We start from the raw sequence: 25,485 nt of genomic DNA on the forward strand, positions 1-25,485 counted from the left end.
CGACCGGCTCCGCGCCGGATTCCCCTGGCCGAGGTGATCGGCCAGGGGAATCCGGCGTACGCATGGACGTCAACGGTCAATCCGTCTTCCGGCAGTTCGCCGCGCCGCCGTCCCGGGGGGCGAAGAAGGACGCTATCGACTGGAGGATCTCGTTCGCCTCACGGAGCTCTCCCACCTCCTCCTCGAGCCGCTCTATCCGCTGGCTGAGGTGTTCGTCCCGGTCCTGGCTCTTCTCGTGCTGTTCCGATGACATGTTTTCTCCCCCAAGCGAACGATTGTGTGAACTGGCGGCAGGCACCGCTCAGCTTCGAACGTCTCGCCGAACCGAGCCGACCAGGAACACCATGCCGAACAGCGCCGCGGCGACACCTGCGACGGCGAAAGAGGACGGGCCGGCCCGATGGCCCGACTCCCAGTGAAGGCCCATGTAATCGAGTAAGGAGATGCCGTTCACGGCGGTGTACCAGATCACCAGGTAGACGACCTGGAAGAGCCGGTGCGTGCGGCTGAGCACGCCCAGCGCCAGAGCGAGCGAGGGGACGAACAGGACGGCGGCGATCCATGCGCCGATGGCCGCCACGCCGGAGGTGACGACCGTCGACGCCAGCGGCGCCGCCCCGATCACGATCGTGAGGATCACCCCGGCCGTCCACTCCGCGAGGAGCCGCAGACCCGTCGCCGGGTAGGCCCCCATCAGCGTGTCCACGCCGTACTCGTGCCGCTGGGTACCCAGGCGGGACCAGATCAGGATCGGCCAGATCCAGGCCGCCGAGATCGCGGACGAGGCGGACAGCCCCGCGGGCGAGGCGAAGGTGAGGAGAAGGACGGCGAGGGAGATCGCGAGCGTGCCGAGCCACCACCACAGCGGCACACCCTGCAAGAGGATCCGCACCTCTCCGGCGACCAACCGTCCTGTGGTGCTTCCCGTCCGTACCTCTGCTCTGGGCAGGGTCACGGTGGTACGCATCCGTCCGGCCGTCACGGGTGGCTCGGGCGACGGTCCGGGGGAGGCGGTGACCTTCGGGTCCTGCGACGGCGCCGAGGCCCGGAACGTGCCCCGGGCGGGGTCGAACCGGGTGAACCAGAGAGCGGGCAGCAAGGCCAGGAGTACCGCCACGGCGACCAGGACGAGCCTGTCGAGCACAAAGCCGGAGGTGATGTCGAATCCGCTCCAATCGAACGTCTTCAGCGGGCGGTCGAGATAGGTCAGACCGAGACTGAACTCCTGCCCCTCGTGCTCGATCCCCTGCGTGGCCATCTCCGCGCGCATGGACGTCACGACGGCGTGTGTCCCCATCCCACCGAACGGCGCCTGTGGCGCCTGGCCGCCGAGCACGATCACCAGCCATATGAAGAACCAGGCGATGTTGCCCATGCCCGAGCGCAGCAACGGGATCGTCTCGAACACCAGCGCGGCGGCGGCGGTCAGCATGACCATGGGGAGGGCGATCAGCACGAACGGGGCCACCAGGGCGATCGGGTCGATGACCGTCGACTCGCCGCGGGCGATCTGGACGACCAGCGCCGTGACGATGAGCACGCCGAGCATCGAGGCCAGAACCAGGACGCTGCTGAGGAACTTGGCGGCGAAATAGAGTGCCGTCCGTAGCGGGGTGACGGCGAGAAGCTCGCCCACTCCGACGTCCCTGTCATGGCCGACGGAGTTGCGCACGACGTAGAAACCGCCGAGGGTGAGCCACAGCGCGCCGGCCAGCGCGGTCGCCATGCCGATGTAGGCGCTGTTGTAGACGCCGCGGTAGTGCCCGATGTTCATGATGACCCACTGGGTGTCCCGGGCCGGCGTGGCCAGGTAGCCCAGGCCGACCGCCGACAGCAGGATCACCGCGTACACCGGGCGGCGGACCCTTTCCCGGAAGTCGCCGGCCACGAGACCGGCAAGCGTGCCGGCCGTCATCACACGACCGTCCGATCTCCGGTGACCGTCTGCCGGCCCCACCCGTTGATGATGGCGAGGTAGGCATCCTCGAGGTCGGGCGTCACCATGACCGCCTCCCCATAGGGCCGTTCGGGGGACAACACCCGCAACCTGACGCCCGCGGCCGTCCGCACCATGCGGCTGACCAGGTGCCGCGCCTGGAACGAGGTCACGTGGGCGGAGTCGACCATGACCTCCCACACGTGTCCGTCCACCTCGCGCAGGAGTTCCTCGGGGCTGCCGCGCCGGTGGAGCCGACCGGCCGCCACCACCGCGATGTCGGAGGCCACCGACTCGATGTCGGAGACGATGTGGGTGGACAGCATCACCACCCGATCGGCGGCCAGGTCGCTGAGGAGGTTACGGAAGCGCACCCGCTCCTCGGGATCGAGTCCGGCCGTGGGCTCGTCCACGATGATCACCTGGGGGTCGGCCAGGAGGGCCTGGGCGATCCCCACGCGCCGGAGCATGCCGCCGGAGTACTTGCCGAGGGGGCGCTTCGCCGCTTCGGTCAGGTTGACCAGCGCCAGCAGCTCATCGATGCGCTCCCGTGCGGAACGGGCCGACACGCCCTTCGCCGCGGCGAGGTAGGAGAGGAACTCCCGTGCGGTCAGGTTGGGGTAGACCCCGAAGTCCTGCGGAAGGTAGCCCAGCACCCGGCGGAGTGTGTCCGGCCTGGCCAGCATGTCCTCCCCGTTGAACACGAGGTTCCCGCTGGTCGGACGGGTGACGGTGGCGGCGATGCGCATCAGCGACGACTTGCCCGCACCGTTCGGTCCGAGGAGTCCGAGTATGCCGGTGCCCAGGCGCATCGTCATGCCGTCGACGGCGCGTTTCCCGCCTCTGTAGACCTTGGTGACATCCACGATCTCGAGCATCATGCCGGTTCCTATCCTGCTTTCCGCAGATTGATCCCGTCGGCTGCCCGCACGACGATGGAGCGGTCGCTGTTCGGTGTGTTGGTGAGGTTCTCTGGGTTCCGCACCCCGTCGATGCGGTATGTTTCGGGCCCCTTGGGGAGAACGATCGTCGCGATCTCCGCGGCGTGGACCTCGACCCGCCGTGGGGCGGCGGCGAAGGTCAGGTTGACGTTCCCGTCCGAAAGGGTCCGGGCCTCGACCTCCGGCGACTTGGCACCGGTGATCTTTATGTGGCCCCCGTCGTTGCGCAGGTGCAGCTTGCCGTCAGGGTCGGCGATGTTCAGGGTGCAGTCGCTCAGCGTCGCGGTCGTGTCCCCCTTCAGGCTCTTGAGCCGCACCGTCGTCCCGGATCCGGTGACGGTGAGCGCGGTGCCCGCGGGGACCCGCACGGTGTGCCGGCTGTCACAGGAGACGACGATGCCGCTGCACTGCACGTGCAGCTTCAGCGTCCCGCCGTCCAGCGACCATGTGGCGTTGCCGTTGTTCCCGGCCGCCCCTTCCAGGGAACGCTCGACGTTGACGCCCCCGCTGGAGCCGTCGACGACGGTGAGGCTCGTGTCATGGACGTCGATGGTCAGAGCGTTGCCGGAGAAGGCGAAGTCACGCCGGTCCCCGCTCCCGCCGTCGCTGTTCGCGGTGCCGCCGGCCGCTCGGCAGCCGATGAGGCTCGCCAGAACCGCGATGGCTCCGGCTGCCGCGGCACATGTTCTTATCACGGGCGATGCCATGAGATCCTCCAGGGCGCCAATACGGTATCCCCTCAAGAATCCGGTCCGACGGCGTCCGCCACATCTGCCGTTCGGCAGATATGGCGGGCCGGTTTCCCCGCCGGTGCCCTCCGCCAAGGCGGCGCGGGCCGCGGCGTATCCGGATGTCCGAAATTCCGTGACGGCACCGCGCATTCGCGTCGGCCGTCGCTCGCCATGCGAGCTCCGTTCTAGATCGCGAAGCGGCATGCCCTGGTGACGGCTAGTGATGCCATGGGCCGGCCCGCCCGTTATGTACTAACTGAAATGTCCGAGACTGCTAGTCCGTAATGTGTTCCGTTAACTTGGGAGTCAATGTCTAGAACCGCCCGTTCGGCATCGGAAAGGCTCCTGTGGGAACGGGGATTCGCTCCGGAAGCCATCTTCCACGGGAACGGTGAATAGCCATGTACGGGATATCCCTGGCTGAAGAAGACGTCGCTGCGGTCAACGCGCTCGTCGACGATCTGGCACGACGACATCACAGTGTGGAGTCCGCCGAATTCCAGCAGGAGAGCAGGGCATACGCCGAAGAGCTGCCGCGGCGGCTGCGTCAGGCCATCAACGAGTACAGGCTCACCGAACGGTCTGGGACTCTGGTGATCTCCGGGCTCCCCGTCGACGACGAGTCACTCGGCCCGACGCCCCCCGACCGGAGGGACACGCGGACCTCCTCCGCCTCACACCGCCACGACATCGCCTTCTACCTCGTGGCGGCCCTGCTGGGAGAGCCCATCGGCTGGGCGACCCAGCAGGACGGGCTCATCATGCACGACATCTTCCCGATCAAGAAGTACGAGCACGACCAGATCGGCTGGGGGAGCGCCGAAGACCTCACATGGCACACAGAGGACGCGTTCCACCCCCTGCGCACGGATTATCTCGGGCTCATGTGCCTGCGCAATCCCGACGGGGTGGAGACCACCATCGCCGAAATCGCCGATGTCGAACTCGATTCGGAAGTACGGGCATTGTTGTCCGAGAAACGGTTCTTCATCCTTCCCGACGACTCGCACCGTCCGCAGAACAGCGGGGCGCACGGGCACGAGCGCGACAGCCGGGTGGCCGAACTGCGTATGCGCAGCCGGCGCGTCGTAGAGAAGGCGCTCAGTGAACCCGAGCCGATCGCCGTGCTTTTCGGCGATCCCCGGTCACCCTACGTGAGGGTGGACCCGCACTACATGCAAGGCGCGCAGGGGGACATCGAGCAGACCGCCCTGGAGAAGTTCTGCGCGGCCATCGACTCCGTCCTCGCCGGAGTCGTGCTCAAACCCGGAGATATGTGCTTCCTCGACAACTATCGGGTAGTACATGGCCGTAAGCCGTTCCGTGCCCGTTTTGACGGCACCGACAGATGGCTGCGCAGGCTCAACGTCACCAGAGACCTGCGCAAGTCGCGAGAGTTCAGGATCGACGCCGGGTCCCGTGTCATCTACTAGCGGTTTCCGCAGCGTGATCGGGTGGTTCGACGAACGAGAACGGCAGTTCCCATACCTTAAGGACGATCATGACGCAAATGGCGCAAAGTAGGGTAGCCAAGGTCTACGCCGGAAACCAGGAGAACAACCTCACCGAATGGGAGTTCCTGGCTCTGAACAGTGAACTGAACATCGCCGACGGGCACGCCCGCCAGGAACTCACCCCGGGGCAAAGCAAGATCATCGACGAGCTGCCGCTGCTGTTCGGTGAGGGAGAGCGGCGTCGGGTCGAGGAGATCGAGCGCGAGTGCCACAGGGCCTACTTACAGCTCCTCGGTCAGCATTCCTATCCCTCCGCTCCGGGGCGCGTGCTCAGCTGCTACTCCTCTTCGGTCGCCATGGAGATCCTCTCCCGGGCCCTGGCCACGAGGATGGAGTCGGTGGCGCTGCTCCACCCGACATTCGACAACATCGCCGACCTGCTGCGCGGCAACTCCCTGCGGCTGGTTCCCATCGCGGAGGACCCGCTGCACGGGGGCGACCTGGACGACGAACTGCTCCGGTCGGTGGGCTGCGTGTTCATCACCACACCGAACAACCCCACGGGCAAGGTCGTCCCCGAGGAACGCCTGCGGCGGCTCGCCGAGCAGTGCGCCGAGCACGACGTCATCCTGGCGCTGGACACCTCCTTCCGAGGGTTCGACACCCGCGCCCACTACGACCACTACGCGGTGCTCCAGTCCGTCGGCTGCCGGTGGGCGGTGATCGAGGACACCGGGAAGCTCTGGCCGACGCTCGACCTCAAACTCGGCATGCTCGTCTTCTCCGAGGACATCGGCCTTCCGGTGTCCAAGATCTACTCCGACATCCTCCTCGGCGTCTCGCCGATGATCCTCGTACTCGCCCGCCGGTTCGCCGAGGACGCGGCCAACGGCGGCCTGGACGAACTGCACCGCTTCATCGGCGGCAACCGCGAACTCGTCCGTGCCCAGCTCGCCGACCTTCCGGGCCTCACCTTCCCCGACGCGGACAGCAAGGTGAGCGTGGAACGGGTGCATCTGGGGGACCGGCCCGGCACCGAGGTCTGGGCGGCGCTCCGTGAGAGCAACGTGTACGCGCTGCCGTGCAGGGCCTTCCACTGGGACAAGCCCAACGAAGGGTCGAACATGCTCCGAATCGCACTAGCGCGCTCCAGCGAACCGCTGGCCCGCTCCGTGCAGACCTTGCGTTTGGTGCTGGAGCGCTTCTGATGAGCGACTCGGGCGTCACCGGAGTGCCGTCTGACGACCTCGGCCACCTACGGCAATGGCGTTCCGGCGTGGTCCAGGAGGTCTCTCCCCCGGGAGTGCACGACCTCGGACCGGGGTACCTCGAACCCGGCCTGCTCCCGGTGGGGCTTCTCCGGTACGCCTACGATCGGGCGCTGACCGAGTACGGTGCGGCGGCGCTCAGCTACGGGCACAATCCCGGCGTGTCCCTCCTGAGGGAGTCCCTGGCGGCGAGGGCCGGCGCGAGCCGGTGCGAGGCGGCCAACGTGGTGCTCACATCCGGTACCTCGCAGGCGCTCTACTTGGTGAGCACCGCCCTCGCCAAAGCGGGGAACGTGGTGCTGGTCGAGGACACCTCCTACGACCTGGGACGGCGAATCTTCACCGACTGCGGGTTAAGCGTGCACAGAGTGCCGTGCGACGAGGACGGCATGGACCCGCATGCCCTGGAAGCCGCTCTCGCCGAGCACGCCGGGAAAGTGGCGTTCATCTATCTCATCCCCACATTCCACAACCCGACCGGCCGGGTCGTCCCCATTTCCCGCAGGCACGAACTGCTCGACACCGCATCCAGGTACGGCGTGCTGGTCGTCGAAGATGACGCCTACGCCGACCTGGCGTTCGACCCCGGAGCCGTGCCGCCGTCGCTGGCGGACATCGCGGGCCATCGGGGAGTGCTGCGACTGTGCTCCTTCGCCAAGACGCTCGGCCCGGGCCTGCGCCTGGGCTGGATGCTGACGGACCCCGAACTGGCCCGCCGGCTCGTCTCACACGGCCTGTTCGTCAGCGGTGGCTCCCTCAACCACACCACCTCGCTCGCCGTGGCGATCTTGCTCAGGGACGGGGACTACGATCGGCATCTCGCGCGGCTACGGGGCCGGCTGCGCGAACGTCGCGACGCTCTGGCCGGACGGTTGCGGGCGAGCCTTCCGGACGACGTCGAGATCGCGCGGCCCCGGGGAGGGTTCTTCCTGTGGCTGAGCCACCGGAACGGGTGGAGCGAGGCCGAACTGCTGGCCACGGCCGACCGCGCCGGCGTCCGGGTCGGCGCCGGATCCCGGTTCGGGACCACGCCCTGGCCCAGCGTGCGCCTGGCCTACAGCTTCAACCCGCCCTCCGTCCTCGCGGCCGCCGCACAACGTCTGGCCGGCGCCTGGAACAGGCGACCTCTCATCACATTGGAGTCAGATCGTGCTCTTCACCGATCATGATCGGAAGACGGCGCCCTCCACGGGGCCCGTCGGGTACAGCCTGCCCATATCACCCTCCGGGCAGGCATCCATGCTCACGCCTCCGCCATGGCACTTCTCGGGTGAAGTGATCATGGTCGAGTACCGCGTCGACCCCGCCGCCGCCGAGAGGTTCCTCCCTCCGGGCCTGACCCTCGGAGCGGATCCGGGCGCCGCCGCCGCGGTGTTCGCCGAGTGGCAGTGGTGTTCCGGCTCGGAGGACGAGCTCGCCGAACCGGCGCTCAACCAGTTCGCCGAGTTCCTGATCCTGCTCGGCTGCGAGTACCGGGGCGCCCCGATGGCGCGGTGCCCCTTCGCCTGGGTCGACCAGCCAGTCCCGATGGTCAGGGGCTGGGTCCAGGGCATGCCGAAACAGTTCGGGGTGGTCCACCAGTCAAGGCCCACCGCGGTCGGCCGTGGCGGGCCCCGTCTGGCACCGGGCGGGCGGTTCCACGGCACCCTGTCGGTGAACGGACGCCGAGCGGTGGAGACGGCCGTCACGCTGCACGGGCGGACGGAGCATGAACCGCTCCTGCACACCGTGCCGCTCGCGCACACCCTCATGTTCCCGGACTGGGCCTCGACAGGCGCAGGACGACCCACGCTGGTCGCCTCGGAGGTCACCGACGTGGAGTTCTCCGGCATCTGGAAGGGAGCGGCCGAATTGAAGTTCGTTGACGTCGTGGGGGCCGACTTCAACGAGCTGTCACCCATCGAGACCGGCGAGGGCTACGTCTTCTCCTACGCCGAGACGCTGTGCAACGGGCGTGCCTTATAGGCCGATGAACCTAAGTACGGGGGCTCTTAGTGCTGAGAATCAACTTCACAGTGACTGATCTATCCCGTTGCCGGATGGTGGCGGGTCTGGGGCCGCTGGTGGAGAGCGCATTCGCGCTCAAAGCCTTCGGAGGGGGCACCAATGTTCCGATCCAGGGATGGAGGAGCCGGGTAAGGAAAGAACTCGGAGAGCAGATATTCGAGGTCGAGCTGATCAACAGGCGGTACTGGCTGTCGGAACTCCTGAACGTGCTCGCCCATCCGCTCAGCGAACCCGACGACGGCCATATCGACGGCGGGAGCCGGGAACAGATCGTGTCGGTGCTGGCGAACTTCTGCCAGGTCGCCGTGCTGCCGTACTGGAACCAGATCCAGAACCGGCTGAAGGAATTGTGCGACGCCCAGGGCCGGATCGTGATCACCGGAGGCATCGAGCGCCTGCTCGGCACGATTCATCCGCAGATACGGTGGAGCTCACCGACCCTGGAGCTCCCACATTCCACGGACCAGGAAATCCACCTCAACGAGGGCGGGATGTTACTGAGTCCATCGTTCTTTCTCCGCGACCAGCCGTGCGTGTTCCTTCCCGCCGTACGGGACACCGAGGCTCCCGCGGTCGTTTTCTCGCTCAACGAGGCCATGGAGGTTCAGCCCCGCGACTCGGAGGATTGGAGCGAACAGGCTCTGGGCGCGCTGATCGGGCACACCCGCGCGGCGGCGCTTCAGGAACTCGCCGAGGGCCGCACCACGGGCGAACTGGCCGGCCGGCTCGGCATCTCGATGGCCGGCGCCAGCAAGCACACCACCATACTCCGCAAATCCGGCCTGGTAATCACCTTGAGAAACCGCAACACGGCCATGCACACCCTCACTCCGCTGGGCATGGCACTGCTTCGGAGTCACCCGCACGGTGCCTCCCTGCCCGATGTCGAATCCGTAGGTTCGTCTGAAAAGGAGTACGTCATGAACAAGAACCCGTTCGACGACCCGGACGGTCGTTTTTACGTGCTGGTCAACAACGAGGGGCAGTACTCCTTGTGGCCGTCCTTCGCCGAAATACCCCGGGGCTGGGGGATCGTCCTGGAGGAAAAGGACCGGCAGACGGTCCTCGACTACATCAACGAACACTGGACCGACATGCGGCCCAAGAGCCTGCGTGAGGTGGCGGACAAGGTGTGAGGAGGCCGCAGCCGCCCGTACGTCCCCTGATGCCGGTGACCGCCGCCGAGGTCGCCGGCCCGGTGCGACACACCATCGGTGACCGGCGGGCGGCGATCATCGGTCACCGACCACGTACGGCGCGCGATCGGTGACCGATGAGGGAGAATCATCGGTCATGACGATCCGTTTGCTGATCGCGGACGACCAGGAAATGGTCCGCCGTGGCATGCGCCGAATCTTGGAGCAGCAGCCGGACATGGAGGTGGTGGCCGAGGCCGGTGACGGCAAGAGCGCGGTGGAGTTGGCACAGCGCACACGTCCACACGTGGCTTTGGTGGACGTCCGCATGCCTCGGATGGACGGGCTGGAGGTCACCCGCCAACTGGCCGGCCCGGGGGCGGTCGTTCCCGTCAAGGTCGTCGTGGTGACGACCTTCGACCTCGACGAGTACGTCTATCCGGCCCTGCGCAACGGCGCGTCCGGCTTCCTGCTCAAGCGCAGCGGCCCCACGCTCCTGGTGGAGGCCGTCAGGGCGGCGATGGCGGGAGACAGCCTGATCAGTCCCTCCATCACCGTCCGGCTGCTCAAGCACGTCACCGGCCGGGGGCAGGACCGTCAGCCGGCGCTCGAACCCCTCACCGACCGCGAGGTCGAGATCGCCGGCAAGGTCGCCGAGGGCAAGACCAACTCCGACATCGCGACGGAGTTGTTCATCTCGCCGGGAACCGTCAAGACCCACGTCGCCAGCATCCAGCGCAAGCTCGGCGTCCGTAACCGCGTCGGCATCGCGGTGAAGGCGTGGGAAATGGGGTACGCCACCGGAGACCCGACCTGACGCCGAAGCCCCCGGGCCCCGGACGTCCCGAGGACTCCGGGCCCTACCGGCTCCAAGCGACCGGTCGGGCGCCCCCGCCGCTGCGGGGGTCGGTGCGACGGCGAATATCTGCTGAACGGTAGATGCGAAAAATTCTCCAGAATGCCATGCGCCGCCGCTTTTAATGGAACTGCATAGACTTCCCCCATGCAGGGAATGGTCGCATCGACTCAACTCCGCCGGCTCACGTACGGGGCGGCGCTCGTCATAATGCTCTCTCCCGCGCTCCTCGCCGGGCCCGGCGACCTCGTCGTCGCCATCCCGGCGGTGGCGGCGCTGACCGCCGCCATCCTCCCGTGGCCGATCGGGCGCGTTTCTCTCGCCATGGTCGCCGGCTTTCTCGCGACGCTTTCCATCATTCTCGATTTCGCTTACTTCGGCCGGCCTCACGCCGCGTTGTTATGGCTCCCCGTCGAGGTGCTCGGCCTGACGATCCTCCTGGGACGGGTCGTCCGCGAGGTGCGGGGCCGCCTGCTCCTCCTGGCCGCGGGAGTGACGGGGATCGCGCCTTTCGCGGCACCTCTTCGGTTCACCCTCCGGGCCCCCTCACCCGACTGGGAACTCTTGGTCGCCGCCGTCTTCATGGTGACGTTCGCCGTGGGCTTGGCGGCCGGAGTGGGGCTCTACCTGCGGTCACTGGACAATCAGCGGCGGCGTGCCGTGACGGAGGCACGCCGGGACCAGCGACTGGAACTGGCCCGCGATCTGCACGATTTCGTCGCACACGAGATGACGGGAATCCTCCTGGAAGTGCAGGCCGCACGCGTACGCGAATACGACCCCGTGGAGAACCGCGCGCTGCTCGCCCGGTTGGAGGACGCCGGCCAGCGCGCGCTCGACTCCATGGACGAGACATTGCGGCTGATGCGCGGTTCCGACCGTCACCCGGGCGAGGGAGAGGCGGAACCGCTACGCCCGCACGGCCTCAGCGAACTCCCCGGCCTGGCCCGCCGCTTCCGCGAGAGCACCGCCACCCATACCCTGCTGCATATGGAGGAGGACCTGGTCGACCTCCTCTCCCGTCAGGTACAGCGGGCGATCTTCCACGTGGTCCTGGAAGGGCTGACCAACGTGCGCAGACACGCCGGGAAGGTCACCGAGGTGTCGGTGACGGTCAGACGCATCGCCGACGACCAGGTGGAGGCCGCGGTCACCGACAACGGCAACCGGAACTCCCTTCCGAAGGACGACCGCCGCGGCGGCGCCGGCCTCATCGGACTCAACGAGCGCATCGCGGCCGTCGGCGGCACCCTGACCGCCGGCCCCCAGGAAAGGGGCTGGCGCATCAGCGCACACATCCCCATCCCCGAAGAGCCCGCCCTCTAGGGCGCGTATTCGGTTGTGATCAACAGATGCTCCGGGCGAGGTCCTTGAGCCAGATCATCGAGGCGCGAAGGTAGAGGCCGGCGAGGTAGCTCGCGGGTGTCTTGTCGTACCGCGTAGCGATACCTCGCCACGCCTTCAACTTGTTGATCAGCCGCTCAACGGTGTCCCGCGCCTTGTAAAGATCGGCGTCGTGGCTGACGGGCCTACCGCCCTTGCTGCCCCTCTTCTTCCGGTGGCGGCCTGGTCATTCTTCTCCGGGATGACCGTCTTGATACGACGTTTGCGCAGGTGGGCGCAATTACCGCGCGACGAGTACGCCTTGTCTCCGGCGACTGCGTCAGGCCGGGTCCGGGGACGGCCGACGGGCCCGCGCACCCGCACCTTCTTCAGGACGGGGATGAACTGCGGGCTGTCCGCTGCCTGGCCCGCGGTCAGGATGAACGCCAGCGGGCGGCACCTCCGGTCGCCGGCGACGTGGGAGGCGGGGCTGCGACAGTTCATCACCACGCATCAGCGTATGGTGCGGCTGAAGCGCCAGTGGTTCGTGCCGGCCAACCGTGCGCTGGGCACGATGCGCGCCCTCGCCATGCACGTGGGTGTCCGCGCGCGCCCTCAGGTTACCGGGACACGCCTCCTCCAAGCCGCCGCGCCAGCCCCGGACCGTGCGTGAACGCCACACCCTGAATCGGCGTTTGCGAGAGCGCTCAAGCCTGCGCGGATCCACCGTCGGCGTAGAATTCGGCACCGTTGACGTAGCTCGACGCGTCCGAGGCGAGGAACGTCGTCACGGCGGCGATCTCCTCGGGCTCGGCGAGGCGGCCAAGGGGGATGCGGCCTTCGGCCTGCTTGAGCATCTCGGGTGGGATCAGTTCGAGCAGGCCGGGGGTGCGTACACCGCCCGGGGATACGACGTTGACCCGAAAGCCATGTGCGCGCGAGCTGAGGGCCCAGCCGCGGGCGAGGCTGCGGACCGCGGCCTTCGACGCTGCGTAGACCTCGAGCCCCTGGTTGGGCCGTGTCGCGGCGGTCGAACCCGTAAGGATCACCGATGCGTTTGTGCTGAGGTGTGGCAGCGCTTGCTGCAGGGTGAAGATCGTCCCCTTGACGTTGGTGGCGAACACTGAGTCGATCAGCTCCTCCGTCACCTCGCCGAACGGAGCTGCGATGCCGATGCCGGCGTTGGCGACGAGCACGTCGATGCGTCCGGCCTGGTCGCGCACAGTCCCGTAGAACGCGTCGAGCTCTGCGGGCACCGAAGAATCGCAGACCGCGCCGGTCACGTCGGGGCCGAGCTCGGCGACCGCGGCGTCGAGCACCTCCTTGCGGCGACCGGTGATGAACACCTTGGCGCCCTCGTCGCGGAACGCGCGTGCGGTCGCGAACCCGATGCCGGTGCTGCCCCCGGTGACTACAGCGACCTTGTCTGCCAAGACGGCCATGCCGTTCTCCTTCGAGGTTATGGACTGTTACGTCCACAACCTTCCCAGATATGGACCGAGTAGTCAAGAATGGTCGTAGCGTGCAGCTTGAGGGCGCACCCCCGAGGGCTCGGGGCAGGTGGCAGGCTGCGGCGGTACAGTTCGGCGGCTGAGCTGTTGCTACTGCGTCGGGGTGGGCAGGAGCCGCGCCAGGGCGGACTGGGCCGCCGTGGTGAGCACGTCGATGTCCGTGCCGGTGCGCCCGAGCGCGATGAGGCCGAGTTGGGCAACGAGGACCGCGCGGGCGGTCCCGGCGGGGTCGGTGTCGGGGTCGAGGTCTCCTTCGCGCTGGGCGCGCTCCAGTGCCGCGGTGAGCGTGGCGGTGATCGCGTCGTAAGTGCGGCGGGCTTCAGCGGCCACGTCCGGAGTGCTGGTGGCGAGTTCGGCGTTGCTGTTCGCCAGCAGGCAACCCCGGCGCGCAACTGCTCCGGTCGGGTCGCCGGTCGGGCTGAGCACGAACTCGCGCACCAGGTCGATCCCCCGCGCCGCGGATGCCAGACGCTCGCGCAGCATCAGCAGGTTCGCGTCGTCGTAGTGGCGCAGCACCCGCAGGAACAGGCTGCGCTTGTCCCCGAACGCCCCGTAGAGGCTGCCTTTGCCCAACCCGCTCACGCTCAGCAGGTCGTCCATCGATGTCGCCGCGTAGCCCTTGTCCCAGAACTCGTCGCGGATAGCGAGAATCACGCGATCTTCATCGAACTCACGAGGTCGGGGCATGCCCGCACAATACAAGTTCTGGACCGTATGGGCCACAATGGACTCGGGGCCGCTATGTGCCCGGCTTAGCTCGGGAAAGTCCAGCCGAAAACCGGTGCTGGAGTGCTAGGGCGCGTATTACGTCGTGAACAATCTGCGAGATTCGCCTTCGCGGCAGCCGGCGGTCCTGTGGTCGTCACGTCGCCGCTGCCCATGATTCGCTTCATTCGCCCGCCACCGCGAACCACCGTCCGGCCCGCCGCGTCGTCCCTCCAGCCCCAGGCCTCGGACAGTTCCCTTACGAGCCGCAGCCCCCGGCCGCTCTCGGCCAGCAGGCGATTCAGAACCGTACGGCCGTCAGTACGCTCTGGCAGCGATGGTTCGTATGCCCGCTGTCCCGAGATGCGCGCGGAGACCAGGATCGACTTGACCGTGGTGGTCGCGTGCCACAGCCACCGTGTTCGACGCCGCGACACCGGAGGACGGCGGTCAGGAATGGTCGAGCGAGGCGGTTCATGCGGTTTCTCCGGTCTTGCTCATGACTGGGCGGTGGTTGTCGTTCTCCCGATCGGCTCCAGCAGGAGATGCGGCGCTGCGTGGTCGGTGAACGTGCCATGCACACCGAATACCTGTGCGAGCAGTGCCGGTGTGAGCACGGTGGTGGGTGACCCCGCGGCGGCGATGCGGCCGTGGTCGAGCACGATCACGTGGTCTGCGTAGCGGACGGCGAGGTCGAGGGTGTGCAGTGCGGCGATGACGGTGAGCCCGCTGGACGCGGCCAGTCCGAGCACGTCGAACTGATGGCCGGGATCGAGGTGGTTCGTTGGCTCGTCCAGCGCGAGCACTTCGGGATCGCCGATGAGGGCACGGGCGAGGAGAACCCGCTGTCGTTCACCCCCGGACAGGAGCGAAACCGGACGTTCGGCGAGTTCGAGCACCCCGACTCGCGACATTGCGTCGTCGACCAGCGAGCGGGGGTTGCGGCCGGCGCGATCCGATCGGCTTCGGCGCGGAATCCCGAGCTCCACCAGTTCGGCTACCGTCAGTTCGAGAGCGGTGGTCTGTTCCTGGGGGAGCACGCCGATCCGGGCCGAACGCTCGGCCGGACGCATCCGCAGGACGTCCTCGCCGCCCAGCAGCACGCGTCCCGACACGCGTGCGGAACCGCCGGACAGGGTTCCGAGCAGCGTCGATTTGCCGCTGCCGTTCGGACCGAGGAGCGCCGTGAACGTGCCGCCGGGGATCGCGGTGGTGATGCCGTGCAGGACGGTCCGCCTGCCGTGCGATGCCGCCACGCTGTCGAACACGATGCCGCTCACCCGCGCGCTCCGCTGCGCCGGAGCACGGCGACGAACACCGGGACGCCGAGGAGCGCGGTGATGATCCCGACCGGGAGCTCGGTAGGTGCGAGCAGGGTGCGGGCGCCGGTGTCGGCGAGCAGCATGAGGAGCGCGCCGAGCAGGGCGGACACGGGCAGCAGGCGCCGGTGCAGCCCGCCAACGAGGATGCGGGCGAGGTTCGGGACGACGAGTCCGACGAACCCGATCGTTCCGGAGATGGCGACGACGCTCCCTGTGATGACCGCGGCGACCGCGAAGACGCCGATACGTGACCGGCCGGGGTGGATGCCAAGTGCCGCTGCGGTCGCATCGCCGAGGGACAGCAGGTCGAGCCGACGCAGCAGCACGAGGACCACGGCGAACGCCACGAGCACCGGTGGGGTGGCGATGCCGAGCAACTGCCAGTTCGCGCCCGACAGGCTGCCGAGCAGCCAGTACATGACCTGCTGTGTGGCCTCGCCGCTGCCGGCGCGAAGGATCAGGAACGAGGTGATGCCCGACAGGAGGTGTCCGATCGCGATGCCGACCATCACCAGCCTGGAGGCGCTGACGCCGGCCAGCGATGTCGCGAAGACGAAGACGGTGACCCCGGCCGCGGCAGCGCCGACGAACGCACCGAGCGGGAGGACCAGGCCGCCTGCGACGCCGATGCCGAGCGTCGTGATGACGGCGACCGCGCCGAGGGATGCACCCGAGGAGAGACCGAGCGTGAACGGGTCGGCGATGGGATTGTGGACCAGGACCTGCACGAGCGCTCCGGCCACGGCGAGTCCCGCGCCGACAAGCACGGCCTCGAGGACACGAGGGACCCGCAGCTGCCAGATGATGAAGTTCGTGCCGGTGGACTCCTGTCCCCTGATGCCGTCCCAGACGGCATGGAGGACCCGCCCGGGAGGGATCGACGCGGCGCCGACCCCGACGGCGAGGACCGCCACGGCGACGAGCACTACCAGGAGGGTGAGCGCGATGACGGGCGCGGGCACACCACCGAGGATCCCGGACGTCCTTCGCCGGGCGTGCCCGCTCACCGCTGCGCCCGGGGCCTGGGTGATCAGCTCGCCGCCTTGATGGCATCGGCGATGGTCGTGATCGCGTCGGCGTTCAGCAGGCTCGGCGAACACAGGATGCCCTGCGAGACGACCACGATGTGGTTGTTCTTCACCGCGTCCGCGTCGGCCAGGAGCGGACTCTTCTTGATCGAAGCGACCAGCTCGTCGGGGGTCTGAGTGGAGAGCCCGGAGATGGCGACGATGACCTTCGGGTTCGCGGTGGCGACCTGCTCGGAGGAGAGGGTGGCGAAGTCACTGTGAGTGCTCGCGGCGATGTTCTTCCCGCCGGCGAGGGTGATGACGGCGCTGCCGAACTGTGACCCCCCGATGGTGTTGATACCAGCGCCTCCGCTGGGAACCTCGGACAGGGCCAGAACCGGCACGTTCGCGTCGGTCGTCGGGGCCGCGGCGGCGATCTGCTTCTTCATCGACGCTACCAGCTCCTCGCCCTTCGCCTGCACGTGGAACGTCTCGGCGAGATTCGTGATGTACCGGTAGGTGGCGTCGATGTCCGTCGCTTCGCCTTTCGCGGTGTCGCACGCGATCATCGCCGCGATCCCGTTCTTCTCCAGCTCCGCCTGCGTGGGGGTGCCCGGGAAGGCGCCGAGTGCGTAGATCGTGACGCCGGTGACCAGGTCCGATTTGGCGGCGATCACCTTCTCCTTGTTGGCGGAGTCGCTGCCCTGCGCGATGGCGGGGATCTTGTCGATCTCCTCCCGGAGCGAGCCGGTGAAGTCCTTGCTGAAGCCTGCGTCGGCGGTGGCGACGATGCGATCACCGAGGCCGAGTTGGATCAGGAACGAGGCGGCCGCGGTGTCCAACGTGACGACCCGCTTCGGCACGGTGGACAGGTTCGCCGTAGCCGGGCAGTCGGTCGCCCCGTCAGCGCCCGACCCTGCCGCGGCCGTGCTGCTGGAGGCCGGGGGCTTTCCCGCGGACGACGTGGGGGCCGCGGACGGTGACGAGCATCCTGCGAGTGCGATCGCGATGGCCGTCACGGCTGTCAAGGCCGCCACGGTTCGATTCCTGGTCATGCTTTCATATCCATTACCGGGGTGGTGATGGGGGCCTCGGGTGGCCACGGGTACTCCATCACGCGAGCCACCGACCGGGCCATCTCGGCACCCTCGAGGCGGTCGACGAGATGAAGCGCCATGTCGATCCCGGCGGCCACGCCCGCGCTGGTCACGATGTGTCCGGCATCAACCCATCGCTGCCCGGTGCGAACATCGACGCCCGGGTACCGCGACGCAAGGTCATCGAGAACACTCCAATGAGAGGTCGCGCGGACCCCCGCGAGTAGCCCCGCCGCCGCGAAGACCAGGGAACCGTTGCAGACCGACGCCAAGAGCGTGCCCTCGGCCGCGAGGGACCGCAGCCGCGACAAGTGCGTCTGGTCGGTCTGGAGGAGATCGGTTCCAGCACCGCCAGGATGAACAAGAAGGTCCGGCCTCGGCTCATCATCGATGGCGCCATCGGGCGTGAGCATCAAACCCAGGCCGCAACGCACCGGTCTCCCATCGATGCTCGCGGTGCGGACGACCACGTCACGCTCGGTCAACTGCTGCCACCACCGGAGCGTCTCCCAGGGGCCGACTGCGTCCAACTCCTCGACGCCCTCGAACAACAGCACGGTGACTCGATACGGAAGTGCCTCGTTCATGAATTTTCGATGTCTCCTGGCAGAGCAAGCGAGGTGGTTGTACAAGGACCACTCGATCGTCCGGGGGTCGCCGTTACGCCCACAAGTGGCAGAAGACGCTGATAACGATAGATTTCTGCCATGACCGTTTCGATGGCATCAGGACACCCCGTCCGGCGGCATCGCATCGCCGTGCTCGCACTTGACCGGGTACTGCCGATGGAAGTAGGCATGCCGTTCCACATCCTCGACCGGCCAGGGTTGCTCTACGACCTGATGCTCTGCGGCCGCACCCCGGGACCCGTCGAAACGGACAACGGATGGCCTCTGATCGCCACGCACGGTCTCGACGCGGTCGGGGCTGCAGACACCGTGATCGTGCCCGCCTTCCGCGGATACCTCGACGGCGCGCCGGACGACGTGGCGGTCGCACTGCGCCAGGCACACCGGAACGGCGCTCGCATCGCCTCGATCTGCGCCGGAGCGTTCGCGCTCGCCTCTGCGGGGCTGCTCGACGGGAGGCGCGCAACGACACATTGGCGCTACGCTGACGACCTCGCCCGCCTTTATCCGAAGGTCGAGGTCGACCCCGACGTGCTCTACGTCGACGCCGGGGGCGTCCTCACCTCTGCGGGTGTGGCCAGCGGCATCGACCTCTGCCTGCACCTCCTGCGCCGCGACCACGGGTCGGCCACCGCGAACGCGGTAGCTCGAGAGATCGTCGCCGCACCACATCGGGAAGGCGGACAGGCGCAGTTCATCAGGAGGCCGCCGGCACCGCCGAACAAGACGGGCCTCGGCGCGACTCTGGCATGGGCGCTGACCCGTCTCGACAAGCCACTGACGGTCGCCGATCTGGCCGCACACGCCCAACTCTCGACCCGAACCTTCGTGCGCAGCTTCGCGGACGAAACCGGCACCACCCCGATCAAATGGCTCAACGCGGCACGCGTCGACCGGGCACGCGAACTCCTCGAAACCACCGACGCCACCATCGGCCACATCAGTCAGGTCTGCGGCCTCGGCACCCCAGCGAACTTCCGGCAGCACTTCCGCCGCACCACAGGGACCACACCGAGCGAGTACCGCCAGACCTTCGCCGCGATCTGACCCCTGACCGTCGGCCGTGCTCCCGGTGGCAATCAGGCTGGGAGACTACGAGAAGACCGCAACCAGCTACCTGGCAGGACTCCACATCGCGGGCATCTTCATCCGGTCCGCAAGGTGATCCAAACGAAACGGCCTAGTCGGCCTCGGTGAAGCCGATGCTGAACGCGGCGTCGAGGTCGTGCTTGCTGTAGGTGCGGAAGGCGAGGTGGGTCTCGGTCGCGAGGACGCCCGCCACCTTGTTGATGCGCCCGGGGATGACCTCGGCGATCTCGTCATAGTGCGGGACGCGGACCATCGCCACCAGGTCGTAGTCACCGGTGATCGAATAGACCTCGCTCACCCCGTCGAGCTCGGCGATCGTCTCGGCTACCTCGGGAATCCGGTCGACCTCCGCCTTGATGTGCACGATCGCGGTGATCATCAGCGCTCTCTCCTTCAAGTACGGCCTGCGCCCGACTCTAGCGCCGCCACCACCCACCCACAGCCACCGGCTCTCACCAGCCGGCCCACCGCCACCGGCGCCGATCGGCGAAGCGGCCCCCGGCCGCCTCACCCGCAGGCTGTCCTTCCGGTTCGCGCCCCGCGCGGTGAAAGCGGCGCATCGGACATCTGATCTGCGGATCCGGTTCGGCCGGTTGAGATGCCAGGCTGAGAGCCCTGGTCGAGGGCTCTCAGCCCCGCACGCTGCCCGCCCTTTTCGTCTGGGGGGCAGCCGCTCGTTCTTTCACTGAACGTAATGATTCATTTGCGAAGCGTGAAAAAATCGGCTGGGGCTCCGGTAGGATCGCCGGTATGATTCTTAGTATGGCCACCACGAAGATCACGGTTACCATTCCCGAGGAGCTTGCCGCTTACATCCGGGAGCAGGTGGAGTCCCGCCATTTCGACTCGGTTTCCGCGTTCATGACGCGAGCCGCCGAGAGCCTTCGAGACTTCGATCCCCTGGACCTTCTGATCGCCAGCATGGTGGCGGAGACGGGGGAGCCGGATGATGACGCCAAGGCCTGGGCGAACGAAGCTTTGGCGAAGGCTCGTGAGGCGAAGCGCGGTGGTGCTTCCGGTGCGGTGGGTGACGCGGCGTGAGCTCCCTTCCCGAATACGTTCTCGACTCCGGAGCCTTGATCGCTCTTGAAAGGGCGGATCCGCGGATGACGGATCTGCTGATGCAGGTACGGCGGGGCCAGGCCCGCCTGGTGCTGCCCGATGCGGTTCTCGCGCAGGTGTGGCGGGGCGGTCGCGGGCGTCAGGCCCGTACGGCCGCATTGCTCGGTCTCAAGCCTGAGCAGTGCGTGAAGGTGCCTCTGGACACCGAGTCCGCCAAGCGGATCGGCGTGAGAATCGGCGAATCGGGTCACGCGGATGTCGTGGACGTCCAGGTGGCGACGCTGGGAGAAGAGTTGCGCGCAGCGGTGATCACCTCTGACCGGGAGGACATCCTCCGCGTCAGTCCAGAGCTCAAGGAACGCGTGATCCAGATTTGACCGGCTATTCCATCGCTGGGGAGGGTGGTGCCTGGCTGTTTCACATGTCGTCGGGCAGTAACCGGAAGGACTCATGGCTGGTGAGGGGACGAACGGCGCGGAAATGTCCGCGGTCCAAGGAGAAGATCGCGTCGGTACGGAACTCCGCGGCAAGGGCGCAGTTCATGGCGTCGGTGAGTCCGATCTCCATCGTCTTGTAGCGAGCCATGAGAGCACGCGCGGTACGCAGGTGCGGAGAAAACCTCGGGCACCTCGTATCGCTTGATGTCGACCTTGTCCATGATGTGATCGAGAGCCTTGATCGCTGTCTGCGAGCCGGCGGCGCTTGTGAGCTAGTAGTCCAGTTCGGCCAGCACCAGTGGAGAGATCACCAGGTGTCCGACGCTCCCACGGGCCTTCACGCAGGCGGCGTGCTCGGCGTCCGCTCCGTTGAACATGGCGAGAAGGGCGGAGGTGTCAGCGATGGCGACGGGCACCGTCACAGTCCGAAACCCTCCGCGAGCATCTCGTCGGCCCGCGCCGAGAGATCGCCCGGGCCGAAGAACAAGGGCAGATCGTCATCGTCGCCCATGGGGTCGGTCGGGTACGGAAGCGGCGGCTCGGCCTTGTCGGCGGGCACCAGAGTGGCGATGTGCCGCCCGTTCTTGGTCACGGCTGTGGTCTCCCCGTGTTCCGCGGCCGCGAGAATGCGTGCGAACTGCTGATTGAATTCACGCGCGGTGGTCTCCACGCCTTCCAAGGTACTACTTATGTACTACGTGGCTGCTCGATGAGGCCTCCGCTCTGGCGTGGCGTCGGCCCGCCCTTCGGAGACGTGACGGGAAAGATCTTACCATTGCTTGGTGTGCCTGCTCGGGTGCGTTGCGTGACGCAGTGCCGGTGGCCGGCCTTGTCGCTCGCCCGAATGGGCCATGTCGTTCACGTCAGCGGAGCGGTCTGCCCTCGCGGGGCTGGGTGGCCTCCAGGCCCTGGTACGCGCGGTCGATGCGTTCCTTGAGGCGGCCCGCGCCTCTGGCGGGGAGGCTCCAGGTGCCGTCCACGCGCACCAGGCGCACGCCGGGGGAGTCCAGCCAGCGCAGGATGCACTCGGTCTCCTCGGCTCCGGCGGCGGGCAGGGGACCGGGGCCGGGGATCACGGTCTCGGCGGTCGCGACCAGCGCGTCGACGTAGGGTGTCGGGTGGGCGCCCTTCGGCATCACGCCCGCCGCGGCCAGCCTGCCGTGCCGGACGACGTGGATGTCCCACCCGCCGCCGAAGGCCGGGCTCGCGGCGATCATCTCGGGGATGCCGGTCAGCGACCGCAGGCGCTGCATGCGCGCGGCCGTGCGCACGTACACGGCGAGCCGGTCGCGGTCGACGGCGGCCTCCTCGTAGCGCTGCTCGGCGGCGAGCCGTTCCATGCGGGCCTGGAGCGCCGCGAACACCGGGCCCGGATCCTGCTCCATGGCGGACTTGGCGATGTCGACGTGGCGGTGGTAGTCGTCGACGGTCTGCCGGCCCTCGCAGGGCGCGCCGCAGCGGCCCATCTCGGCCAGCGCGCAGGCGGACCGGCGGGTGCGCGGGGTGATGCGCTCGGTGCACTGGCGTAAGGGCACGGCCTCGTGCAGCGCCGTCCTGGCGTCCTCGGCGCCGCGGGTGGAGGTGAAGGGGCCGAGGTAGGTGGCCGCGTCGCCCTTGACCTCGCGGACGATCGACAGGCGCGGGAACGGCTCGTCGGTGAGCTTGAGCCAGAAGACCTTCTCGGGGAAGCGTGAGCGCCGGTTGTAGCGCGGTTTGGTGGAGCCGATGAGGCGCAGCTCTCTGACCTCGGCCTCCAGCCCGGTGGCGCAGATGATCGGCCGGACGCGCTGGGCGATGCCGATCATCTCGCGGATGCGGGGCCGGGTCTCGCTCGCGGTGAAGTAGGACCGCACGCGCTGGCGCAGGTCGCCGCTCTTGCCGACGTACAGCGCCTCGCCGCGGTCGTCCTCGAAGACGTAGACGCCCGGGGCGCTCGGGATCGCGGCTGCGAGGTGGCGTTTGCGCTTCTGCTCGGGCGTGGGGGCCCGTACGAAGCCCTTGAGCTCCTCCAGGGTGTGCACCCCGTACGCCCCGACGCGCTCGATCAGGACGTGGAGGACGTCGACGGTGGCCTTGGCGTCGGCCAGGGCGCGGTGGCAGGGCTCGGTGGAGCTTCTGAAGACCCGGGCCAGCGTGGAGAGCTTGCAGTTGGGCACCTCGTCGCGGGTGAGGACGCGGCGGGCGAGATCGGCGGTGTCGACGACCGGGTTGGCGGGGGGAGGGTAGCCGCCGGCCTGGCAGACGGCCTTGACGAAGCCGACGTCGAACGGGGCGTTGTGCGCGACGAGCGTGGACCCGCGGATGAACTCCAGGAAGGACGGCAGGACCTGCTCGACGCGGGGGGCGGCCATCACCATGACGTCGGTGATGCCGGTCAGGACGGTGATGAACGGGGGGATGGGACGGCCGGGATCGACCAGGGTGGCGAACTCGCCGAGCACCTCGCCCCCGCGCACCTTGACCGCGCCGATCTCGGTGATGGCGTGCTCGGAGGGGGAGCCGCCGGTCGTCTCCAGGTCGAACACGACGAAGGTCACCTGGTCGAGGGGCGTGCCCAGCTCGTCCAGCGTTCCTTGAACCCCGATCTCCACGTCCATGACCATACGATCGCGGACCGACAGTTCCGAGGGGGCACGGGAAACGCGTCCCGAATCCGTATGACTCGGGAACGCAACCCGGCATACGGACGGTCGTTATACGGCTTGTGTTCGATGTGCCCCTGGCGCACCGGACGCGGTGCCGGTGCCATTACCGGTGGCGAAAAAGTGTCCTTTTTCGCCATTTGTCCTTTTTGATCCCCTAGTTATCGGAGGTACGCATGCGCAAGACGTCCGCCTTGCTGGCATCCCTCGCCCTGGCGGCGGGCTCCCTGGTGTTACCCGCCGCCCCCGCCCAGGCCGGGACGGCGCCCGCCGCCGGCAAGGCGTCGGCCCAGGCGAGCGCCGGCGCCCAGAACGCCCGCCCCGCCCGGGTCAACGTGAGCTACCCGCGGGGCATGCGGCGCGGCGGCTACGCGACCTACACCTACAAGGTCACCGACGCGGGCAGGTTGCAGGACGACGCCCTCGTGCTCGCGACGATCCTGCCCGCCAAGGTGGTGTCCAAGGTCCAGTTCGTGAAGAAGCCGTCGAACGCCTCCTGCGGCTACCGCAACCTCCGCGTCTACTGCGTCGTCCGCCTCGGGAGCGCGAACACGCTGAGCATGCAGTTCCGCGTCTACGTGAAGTACAAGTACGCGGGCAACTTCAAGGCCGACCACTACTGGACCCCGGTGAGCTACGAGCCGGGGCTCAGCGCCTGGGACTACGTCCGGCAGGTGGGCAGGGAAGACCGCATCGGCCGGTCGACGACGAAGATCTCGCTGCGCTGAGCGCCCGCGCCCGGTCCCGCGCGAGCGCCGCGGGCCCGGGCGCGGTCCGTACACCTGGGATCACATCTTCGTCCCCGCCCCGTTCGCCCCTGCTTCACCAGGCGGGTCGGCGCCGCGGATGACCGCACGCAGCACGCGCGGCGTGGGGAACCGGGTACTGAGCGCTCTGACCACGGACGCGACAGCCGTACCCTTATCGGATAGGGAGATTCTGAACGGCCAGTCAGCTAGGGGAAGTCGGATGAGTTCAGCCGGTGAAGGTCTGTCTCGCCCGCTGCCCGAGCAGGTCCGCTTACACGTCGTCGAGCTCGCGGCCCAGGTGCTCGGCTCGATGCAGCCCGCGGCGATCCCGCCGCCGCTGCGCGGCATCGCCAGGTTCGACCCGCGCAAGCGCGCCCGCCTGGGCAGCGCGCCAATCGCCGCCCAGCTGGAGACGGACAAGGAGTTCCGCGAGATCGTCGCCGAGGCGCTCAACGACGCCTGGCCCGAGCTGGTAGCCAGCCTGGAGGAAGGCAACGTGCCCCCCGCCGCCGAGCCGGTGCTCGTGGCGGCCGCGGCCTACCTGACCCGCCCGCCCGGCTGGCCGGACCTGGTGGAGACCGCCCGCGCCGACCTGGAGCAGGTGGCGGCCGCCGCCGAGGGCAACGCGCAGGAGCAGACGCTGACACGGCTGCGCGAGCAGCTCGCCGCCCAGAAGACCGCGGCCAAGGAGGAGGCCGACCGCCTGCGCGAGCAGCTCAAGGCGTCCCGCGCCGAGGTCGCGGACCTGCGCCGCCGGCTGCACGACGCCCGCGAGCGCGGCAGGGTCGCCGAGGAGCGCGCCGCCGAGCTGGAGACGCTCGCCCAGGAGGCCAGGGCGGCGGTCAGCTCGGCCGCCAGCGCGGGCGAGACCGAGCTGCGCAAGCTGCGCGAGCGCCTCACCGACGCCGAGCGGCAGCTCGAGGCCAGCCGCCGCGCGGCGCGCGAGGGGCGCAGCATCGAGGACGCGCGCATCCGCGTCCTGCTGGACAGCCTGCAGGACGCCGCGGCCGGGCTGCGCAGCGAGCTCGGGCTGCCCGTCGCCATCAGCAGGCCGGCCGACTCGGTGAGCGCGGTCGCCCCCGGTCGCCCGTCGGTCAGGGCCGTGCCCGCCCGTGCGCTCGCCGACGACGACCCGGCGCTGCTCGACCAGCTCCTGGCGCTCCCGCAGCTCCACCTGATCGTCGACGGGTACAACGTCACCAAGACCGGCTACCCCTCGCTGACGTTGCTCGACCAGCGCTCGCGCCTGCTCACGGGGCTGGGCGGCCTGGCGGCGCAGACGCGCGTCGAGCTCACCTGCGCGTTCGACGGCGCCGAGCTGAACGGGCCCGTGCAGGTGTCCGCGCCGCGTGGCGTCCGCGTGCTGTTCAGCGCGCCCGGAGAGATCGCCGACGACCTGATACGGCAGCTCGTCCGGGCCGAGCCGCCGGGACGCGCGGTGGCGGTCGTGTCCTCCGACCGCGAGGTGGCCGATTCGGTGCGCCGCATGGGCGCCCGTCCCGTGCCCTCCACGCTCCTGCTGCGCCGCCTCGGCCGCGCCTGACCGACCCTCGTACGGACCCCGCCCCGGCCGCGGCTGAAGG

27 protein-coding genes and 1 pseudogene are annotated in these 25,485 nt (G+C 68.3%); 12 read left to right on the forward strand and 16 right to left on the reverse strand.

The features are described from left to right. Positions 1 to 76: 76 nt before the first annotated feature. From AB0H21_RS08000 to AB0H21_RS08015, 4 genes are read right to left on the reverse strand one after another with little or no spacing between them, the layout of a single operon-like run. Complete coding sequence (locus tag AB0H21_RS08000) at positions 77 to 253, reverse strand: hypothetical protein (RefSeq protein WP_358513307.1); 177 nt, start codon at positions 251 to 253, stop codon at positions 77 to 79. A 48-nt stretch (positions 254 to 301) separates the two neighbouring features. Next, positions 302 to 1,915, reverse strand: coding sequence for a hypothetical protein (locus AB0H21_RS08005; protein ID WP_358513309.1), 1,614 nt, complete (start codon positions 1,913 to 1,915; stop codon positions 302 to 304). After that, the gene (locus AB0H21_RS08010) at positions 1,915 to 2,817 is read right to left on the reverse strand and encodes an ABC transporter ATP-binding protein (protein WP_358513311.1); all 903 of its coding nucleotides are present in this window, start codon (positions 2,815 to 2,817) and stop codon (positions 1,915 to 1,917) included. Before AB0H21_RS08010 ends, AB0H21_RS08005 begins: the two co-directional genes overlap by 1 nt. Before the next feature lie 8 nt (positions 2,818 to 2,825). Next, positions 2,826 to 3,584, reverse strand: a complete 759-nt coding sequence (locus AB0H21_RS08015; protein WP_358513313.1) for a hypothetical protein — start codon at positions 3,582 to 3,584, stop codon at positions 2,826 to 2,828. 425 nt (positions 3,585 to 4,009) lie between these two features. Between AB0H21_RS08015 and gntD the strand changes: the two genes are divergently transcribed. The 7 genes from gntD to AB0H21_RS08050 all read left to right on the forward strand — a co-directional run bounded on the left by gntD (position 4,010) and on the right by AB0H21_RS08050 (position 11,655). Then, positions 4,010 to 5,041 carry a guanitoxin biosynthesis L-enduracididine beta-hydroxylase GntD gene (gene gntD / locus AB0H21_RS08020; protein ID WP_358513315.1) on the forward strand — a complete coding sequence of 344 codons (1,032 nt, stop codon included), beginning with the start codon at positions 4,010 to 4,012 and terminating at the stop codon, positions 5,039 to 5,041. A gap of 77 nt (positions 5,042 to 5,118) precedes the next feature. Further along, positions 5,119 to 6,270 (forward strand): enduracididine biosynthesis enzyme MppP, encoded by a 1,152-nt coding sequence (gene mppP / locus AB0H21_RS08025; protein ID WP_358513317.1) that lies wholly within the window; start codon positions 5,119 to 5,121, stop codon positions 6,268 to 6,270. Then, entirely contained in the window at positions 6,270 to 7,499 is a 1,230-nt protein-coding gene (gene mppQ, locus AB0H21_RS08030) for an enduracididine biosynthesis enzyme MppQ (protein ID WP_358513319.1), read from the forward strand. Before mppP ends, mppQ begins: the two co-directional genes overlap by 1 nt. Continuing rightward, positions 7,480 to 8,295 carry an enduracididine biosynthesis enzyme MppR gene (gene mppR, locus AB0H21_RS08035; RefSeq protein ID WP_358513321.1) on the forward strand — a complete coding sequence of 272 codons (816 nt, stop codon included), beginning with the start codon at positions 7,480 to 7,482 and terminating at the stop codon, positions 8,293 to 8,295. Before mppQ ends, mppR begins: the two co-directional genes overlap by 20 nt. A gap of 962 nt (positions 8,296 to 9,257) precedes the next feature. Next, positions 9,258 to 9,473 (forward strand): MbtH family protein, encoded by a 216-nt coding sequence (locus AB0H21_RS08040; protein ID WP_358514206.1) that lies wholly within the window; start codon positions 9,258 to 9,260, stop codon positions 9,471 to 9,473. 157 nt (positions 9,474 to 9,630) lie between these two features. After that, a complete protein-coding gene (locus tag AB0H21_RS08045) occupies positions 9,631 to 10,290 on the forward strand; it encodes a response regulator transcription factor (RefSeq protein ID WP_358513323.1) in 660 nt (219 codons plus the stop codon). A gap of 186 nt (positions 10,291 to 10,476) precedes the next feature. After that, complete coding sequence (locus tag AB0H21_RS08050) at positions 10,477 to 11,655, forward strand: histidine kinase (RefSeq protein ID WP_358513325.1); 1,179 nt, start codon at positions 10,477 to 10,479, stop codon at positions 11,653 to 11,655. Between the two features lie 19 nt (positions 11,656 to 11,674). On the opposite strand, the pseudogene AB0H21_RS08055 reads toward AB0H21_RS08050, so the two are convergent. The 7 genes and pseudogenes from AB0H21_RS08055 to AB0H21_RS08085 form a co-directional block, all read right to left on the reverse strand. Next, positions 11,675 to 12,132, reverse strand: a pseudogene (locus tag AB0H21_RS08055) (IS5 family transposase); the annotation flags it as partial. Between the two features lie 227 nt (positions 12,133 to 12,359). Beyond that, positions 12,360 to 13,094 carry an SDR family oxidoreductase gene (locus tag AB0H21_RS08060; protein WP_358513327.1) on the reverse strand — a complete coding sequence of 245 codons (735 nt, stop codon included), beginning with the start codon at positions 13,092 to 13,094 and terminating at the stop codon, positions 12,360 to 12,362. A gap of 159 nt (positions 13,095 to 13,253) precedes the next feature. Continuing rightward, entirely contained in the window at positions 13,254 to 13,850 is a 597-nt protein-coding gene (locus tag AB0H21_RS08065) for a TetR/AcrR family transcriptional regulator (RefSeq protein ID WP_358513329.1), read from the reverse strand. A 515-nt stretch (positions 13,851 to 14,365) separates the two neighbouring features. Next, on the reverse strand, positions 14,366 to 15,148 hold the full coding sequence (locus tag AB0H21_RS08070; RefSeq protein ID WP_358513331.1) for an ABC transporter ATP-binding protein: 783 nt from the start codon (positions 15,146 to 15,148) through the stop codon (positions 14,366 to 14,368). Beyond that, positions 15,145 to 16,152 (reverse strand): iron ABC transporter permease, encoded by a 1,008-nt coding sequence (locus AB0H21_RS08075; RefSeq protein WP_358513332.1) that lies wholly within the window; start codon positions 16,150 to 16,152, stop codon positions 15,145 to 15,147. Before AB0H21_RS08075 ends, AB0H21_RS08070 begins: the two co-directional genes overlap by 4 nt. A gap of 68 nt (positions 16,153 to 16,220) precedes the next feature. After that, the gene (locus AB0H21_RS08080) at positions 16,221 to 17,252 is read right to left on the reverse strand and encodes an ABC transporter substrate-binding protein (protein ID WP_358513334.1); all 1,032 of its coding nucleotides are present in this window, start codon (positions 17,250 to 17,252) and stop codon (positions 16,221 to 16,223) included. Further along, positions 17,249 to 17,881, reverse strand: a complete 633-nt coding sequence (locus AB0H21_RS08085) for a DJ-1/PfpI family protein (RefSeq protein WP_358513336.1) — start codon at positions 17,879 to 17,881, stop codon at positions 17,249 to 17,251. Before AB0H21_RS08085 ends, AB0H21_RS08080 begins: the two co-directional genes overlap by 4 nt. A 120-nt stretch (positions 17,882 to 18,001) precedes the next feature. Between AB0H21_RS08085 and AB0H21_RS08090 the strand changes: the two genes are divergently transcribed. Continuing rightward, positions 18,002 to 18,970, forward strand: a complete 969-nt coding sequence (locus tag AB0H21_RS08090) for a helix-turn-helix domain-containing protein (protein WP_358513338.1) — start codon at positions 18,002 to 18,004, stop codon at positions 18,968 to 18,970. A 133-nt stretch (positions 18,971 to 19,103) separates the two neighbouring features. Here AB0H21_RS08090 and AB0H21_RS08095 read toward each other — a convergent pair whose 3' ends face one another. Beyond that, the gene (locus tag AB0H21_RS08095; RefSeq protein WP_358513340.1) at positions 19,104 to 19,391 is read right to left on the reverse strand and encodes an Lrp/AsnC ligand binding domain-containing protein; all 288 of its coding nucleotides are present in this window, start codon (positions 19,389 to 19,391) and stop codon (positions 19,104 to 19,106) included. A 383-nt stretch (positions 19,392 to 19,774) separates the two neighbouring features. Here AB0H21_RS08095 and AB0H21_RS08100 point away from each other — a divergent pair, with 383 nt between their 5' ends. Together AB0H21_RS08100 and AB0H21_RS08105 are read left to right on the forward strand one after the other, a co-directional pair. Next, the gene (locus tag AB0H21_RS08100; protein ID WP_358513342.1) at positions 19,775 to 20,053 is read left to right on the forward strand and encodes a ribbon-helix-helix domain-containing protein; all 279 of its coding nucleotides are present in this window, start codon (positions 19,775 to 19,777) and stop codon (positions 20,051 to 20,053) included. Continuing rightward, entirely contained in the window at positions 20,050 to 20,451 is a 402-nt protein-coding gene (locus AB0H21_RS08105; protein WP_358513344.1) for a PIN domain-containing protein, read from the forward strand. The genes AB0H21_RS08100 and AB0H21_RS08105 overlap by 4 nt, the downstream gene beginning before the upstream one ends. Before the next feature lie 40 nt (positions 20,452 to 20,491). On the opposite strand, the gene AB0H21_RS08110 is transcribed toward AB0H21_RS08105, so the two are convergent. From AB0H21_RS08110 to AB0H21_RS08125, 4 genes are all read right to left on the reverse strand, one after another. Next, on the reverse strand, positions 20,492 to 20,659 hold the full coding sequence (locus AB0H21_RS08110) for a hypothetical protein (RefSeq protein WP_358513346.1): 168 nt from the start codon (positions 20,657 to 20,659) through the stop codon (positions 20,492 to 20,494). Positions 20,660 to 20,783: 124 nt separating this feature from the next. Further along, positions 20,784 to 20,933, reverse strand: coding sequence for a hypothetical protein (locus AB0H21_RS08115; RefSeq protein ID WP_358513348.1), 150 nt, complete (start codon positions 20,931 to 20,933; stop codon positions 20,784 to 20,786). Continuing rightward, a complete protein-coding gene (locus AB0H21_RS08120; protein ID WP_358513350.1) occupies positions 20,930 to 21,181 on the reverse strand; it encodes a type II toxin-antitoxin system prevent-host-death family antitoxin in 252 nt (83 codons plus the stop codon). The genes AB0H21_RS08115 and AB0H21_RS08120 overlap by 4 nt, the downstream gene beginning before the upstream one ends. A 193-nt stretch (positions 21,182 to 21,374) precedes the next feature. Further along, complete coding sequence (locus tag AB0H21_RS08125) at positions 21,375 to 23,108, reverse strand: DEDD exonuclease domain-containing protein (protein WP_358513352.1); 1,734 nt, start codon at positions 23,106 to 23,108, stop codon at positions 21,375 to 21,377. A 221-nt stretch (positions 23,109 to 23,329) separates the two neighbouring features. Between AB0H21_RS08125 and AB0H21_RS08130 the strand changes: the two genes are divergently transcribed. Both AB0H21_RS08130 and AB0H21_RS08135 read left to right on the forward strand, forming a co-directional pair. Next, positions 23,330 to 23,881, forward strand: a complete 552-nt coding sequence (locus tag AB0H21_RS08130) for a hypothetical protein (protein WP_358513354.1) — start codon at positions 23,330 to 23,332, stop codon at positions 23,879 to 23,881. A gap of 241 nt (positions 23,882 to 24,122) precedes the next feature. Continuing rightward, the gene (locus AB0H21_RS08135) at positions 24,123 to 25,445 is read left to right on the forward strand and encodes an NYN domain-containing protein (RefSeq protein WP_358513356.1); all 1,323 of its coding nucleotides are present in this window, start codon (positions 24,123 to 24,125) and stop codon (positions 25,443 to 25,445) included. Positions 25,446 to 25,485: the final 40 nt, after the last annotated feature.

Origin of the sequence: Sphaerisporangium sp. NPDC051011 (genome assembly GCF_040653595.1) — a bacterium.
Classification (GTDB): Bacteria; Actinomycetota; Actinomycetes; order Streptosporangiales; family Streptosporangiaceae; genus Sphaerisporangium.

Bases quoted from the DNA above. Each gene is read 5' to 3' on its own strand.
- AB0H21_RS08040 (WP_358514206.1), top strand. From the start codon at position 9,258: ATGAACAAGAACCCGTTCGACGACCCGGACGGTCGTTTTTACGTGCTG.
- AB0H21_RS08065 (WP_358513329.1), bottom strand. From the start codon at position 13,850: ATGCCCCGACCTCGTGAGTTCGATGAAGATCGCGTGATTCTCGCTATC.
- AB0H21_RS08110 (WP_358513346.1), bottom strand. From the start codon at position 20,659: ATGGCTCGCTACAAGACGATGGAGATCGGACTCACCGACGCCATGAAC.
- AB0H21_RS08085 (WP_358513336.1), bottom strand. From the start codon at position 17,881: ATGAACGAGGCACTTCCGTATCGAGTCACCGTGCTGTTGTTCGAGGGC.
- AB0H21_RS08130 (WP_358513354.1), top strand. From the start codon at position 23,330: ATGCGCAAGACGTCCGCCTTGCTGGCATCCCTCGCCCTGGCGGCGGGC.
- AB0H21_RS08000 (WP_358513307.1), bottom strand. From the start codon at position 253: ATGTCATCGGAACAGCACGAGAAGAGCCAGGACCGGGACGAACACCTC.
- mppQ (WP_358513319.1), top strand. From the start codon at position 6,270: ATGAGCGACTCGGGCGTCACCGGAGTGCCGTCTGACGACCTCGGCCAC.
- AB0H21_RS08050 (WP_358513325.1), top strand. From the start codon at position 10,477: ATGCAGGGAATGGTCGCATCGACTCAACTCCGCCGGCTCACGTACGGG.
- AB0H21_RS08005 (WP_358513309.1), bottom strand. From the start codon at position 1,915: ATGACGGCCGGCACGCTTGCCGGTCTCGTGGCCGGCGACTTCCGGGAA.
- AB0H21_RS08080 (WP_358513334.1), bottom strand. From the start codon at position 17,252: ATGACCAGGAATCGAACCGTGGCGGCCTTGACAGCCGTGACGGCCATC.
- AB0H21_RS08090 (WP_358513338.1), top strand. From the start codon at position 18,002: ATGACCGTTTCGATGGCATCAGGACACCCCGTCCGGCGGCATCGCATC.
- AB0H21_RS08125 (WP_358513352.1), bottom strand. From the start codon at position 23,108: ATGGACGTGGAGATCGGGGTTCAAGGAACGCTGGACGAGCTGGGCACG.
- AB0H21_RS08045 (WP_358513323.1), top strand. From the start codon at position 9,631: ATGACGATCCGTTTGCTGATCGCGGACGACCAGGAAATGGTCCGCCGT.
- mppP (WP_358513317.1), top strand. From the start codon at position 5,119: ATGGCGCAAAGTAGGGTAGCCAAGGTCTACGCCGGAAACCAGGAGAAC.
- AB0H21_RS08015 (WP_358513313.1), bottom strand. From the start codon at position 3,584: ATGGCATCGCCCGTGATAAGAACATGTGCCGCGGCAGCCGGAGCCATC.
- AB0H21_RS08060 (WP_358513327.1), bottom strand. From the start codon at position 13,094: ATGGCCGTCTTGGCAGACAAGGTCGCTGTAGTCACCGGGGGCAGCACC.
- AB0H21_RS08135 (WP_358513356.1), top strand. From the start codon at position 24,123: ATGAGTTCAGCCGGTGAAGGTCTGTCTCGCCCGCTGCCCGAGCAGGTC.
- AB0H21_RS08095 (WP_358513340.1), bottom strand. From the start codon at position 19,391: ATGATCACCGCGATCGTGCACATCAAGGCGGAGGTCGACCGGATTCCC.
- gntD (WP_358513315.1), top strand. From the start codon at position 4,010: ATGTACGGGATATCCCTGGCTGAAGAAGACGTCGCTGCGGTCAACGCG.
- AB0H21_RS08100 (WP_358513342.1), top strand. From the start codon at position 19,775: ATGGCCACCACGAAGATCACGGTTACCATTCCCGAGGAGCTTGCCGCT.
- AB0H21_RS08010 (WP_358513311.1), bottom strand. From the start codon at position 2,817: ATGATGCTCGAGATCGTGGATGTCACCAAGGTCTACAGAGGCGGGAAA.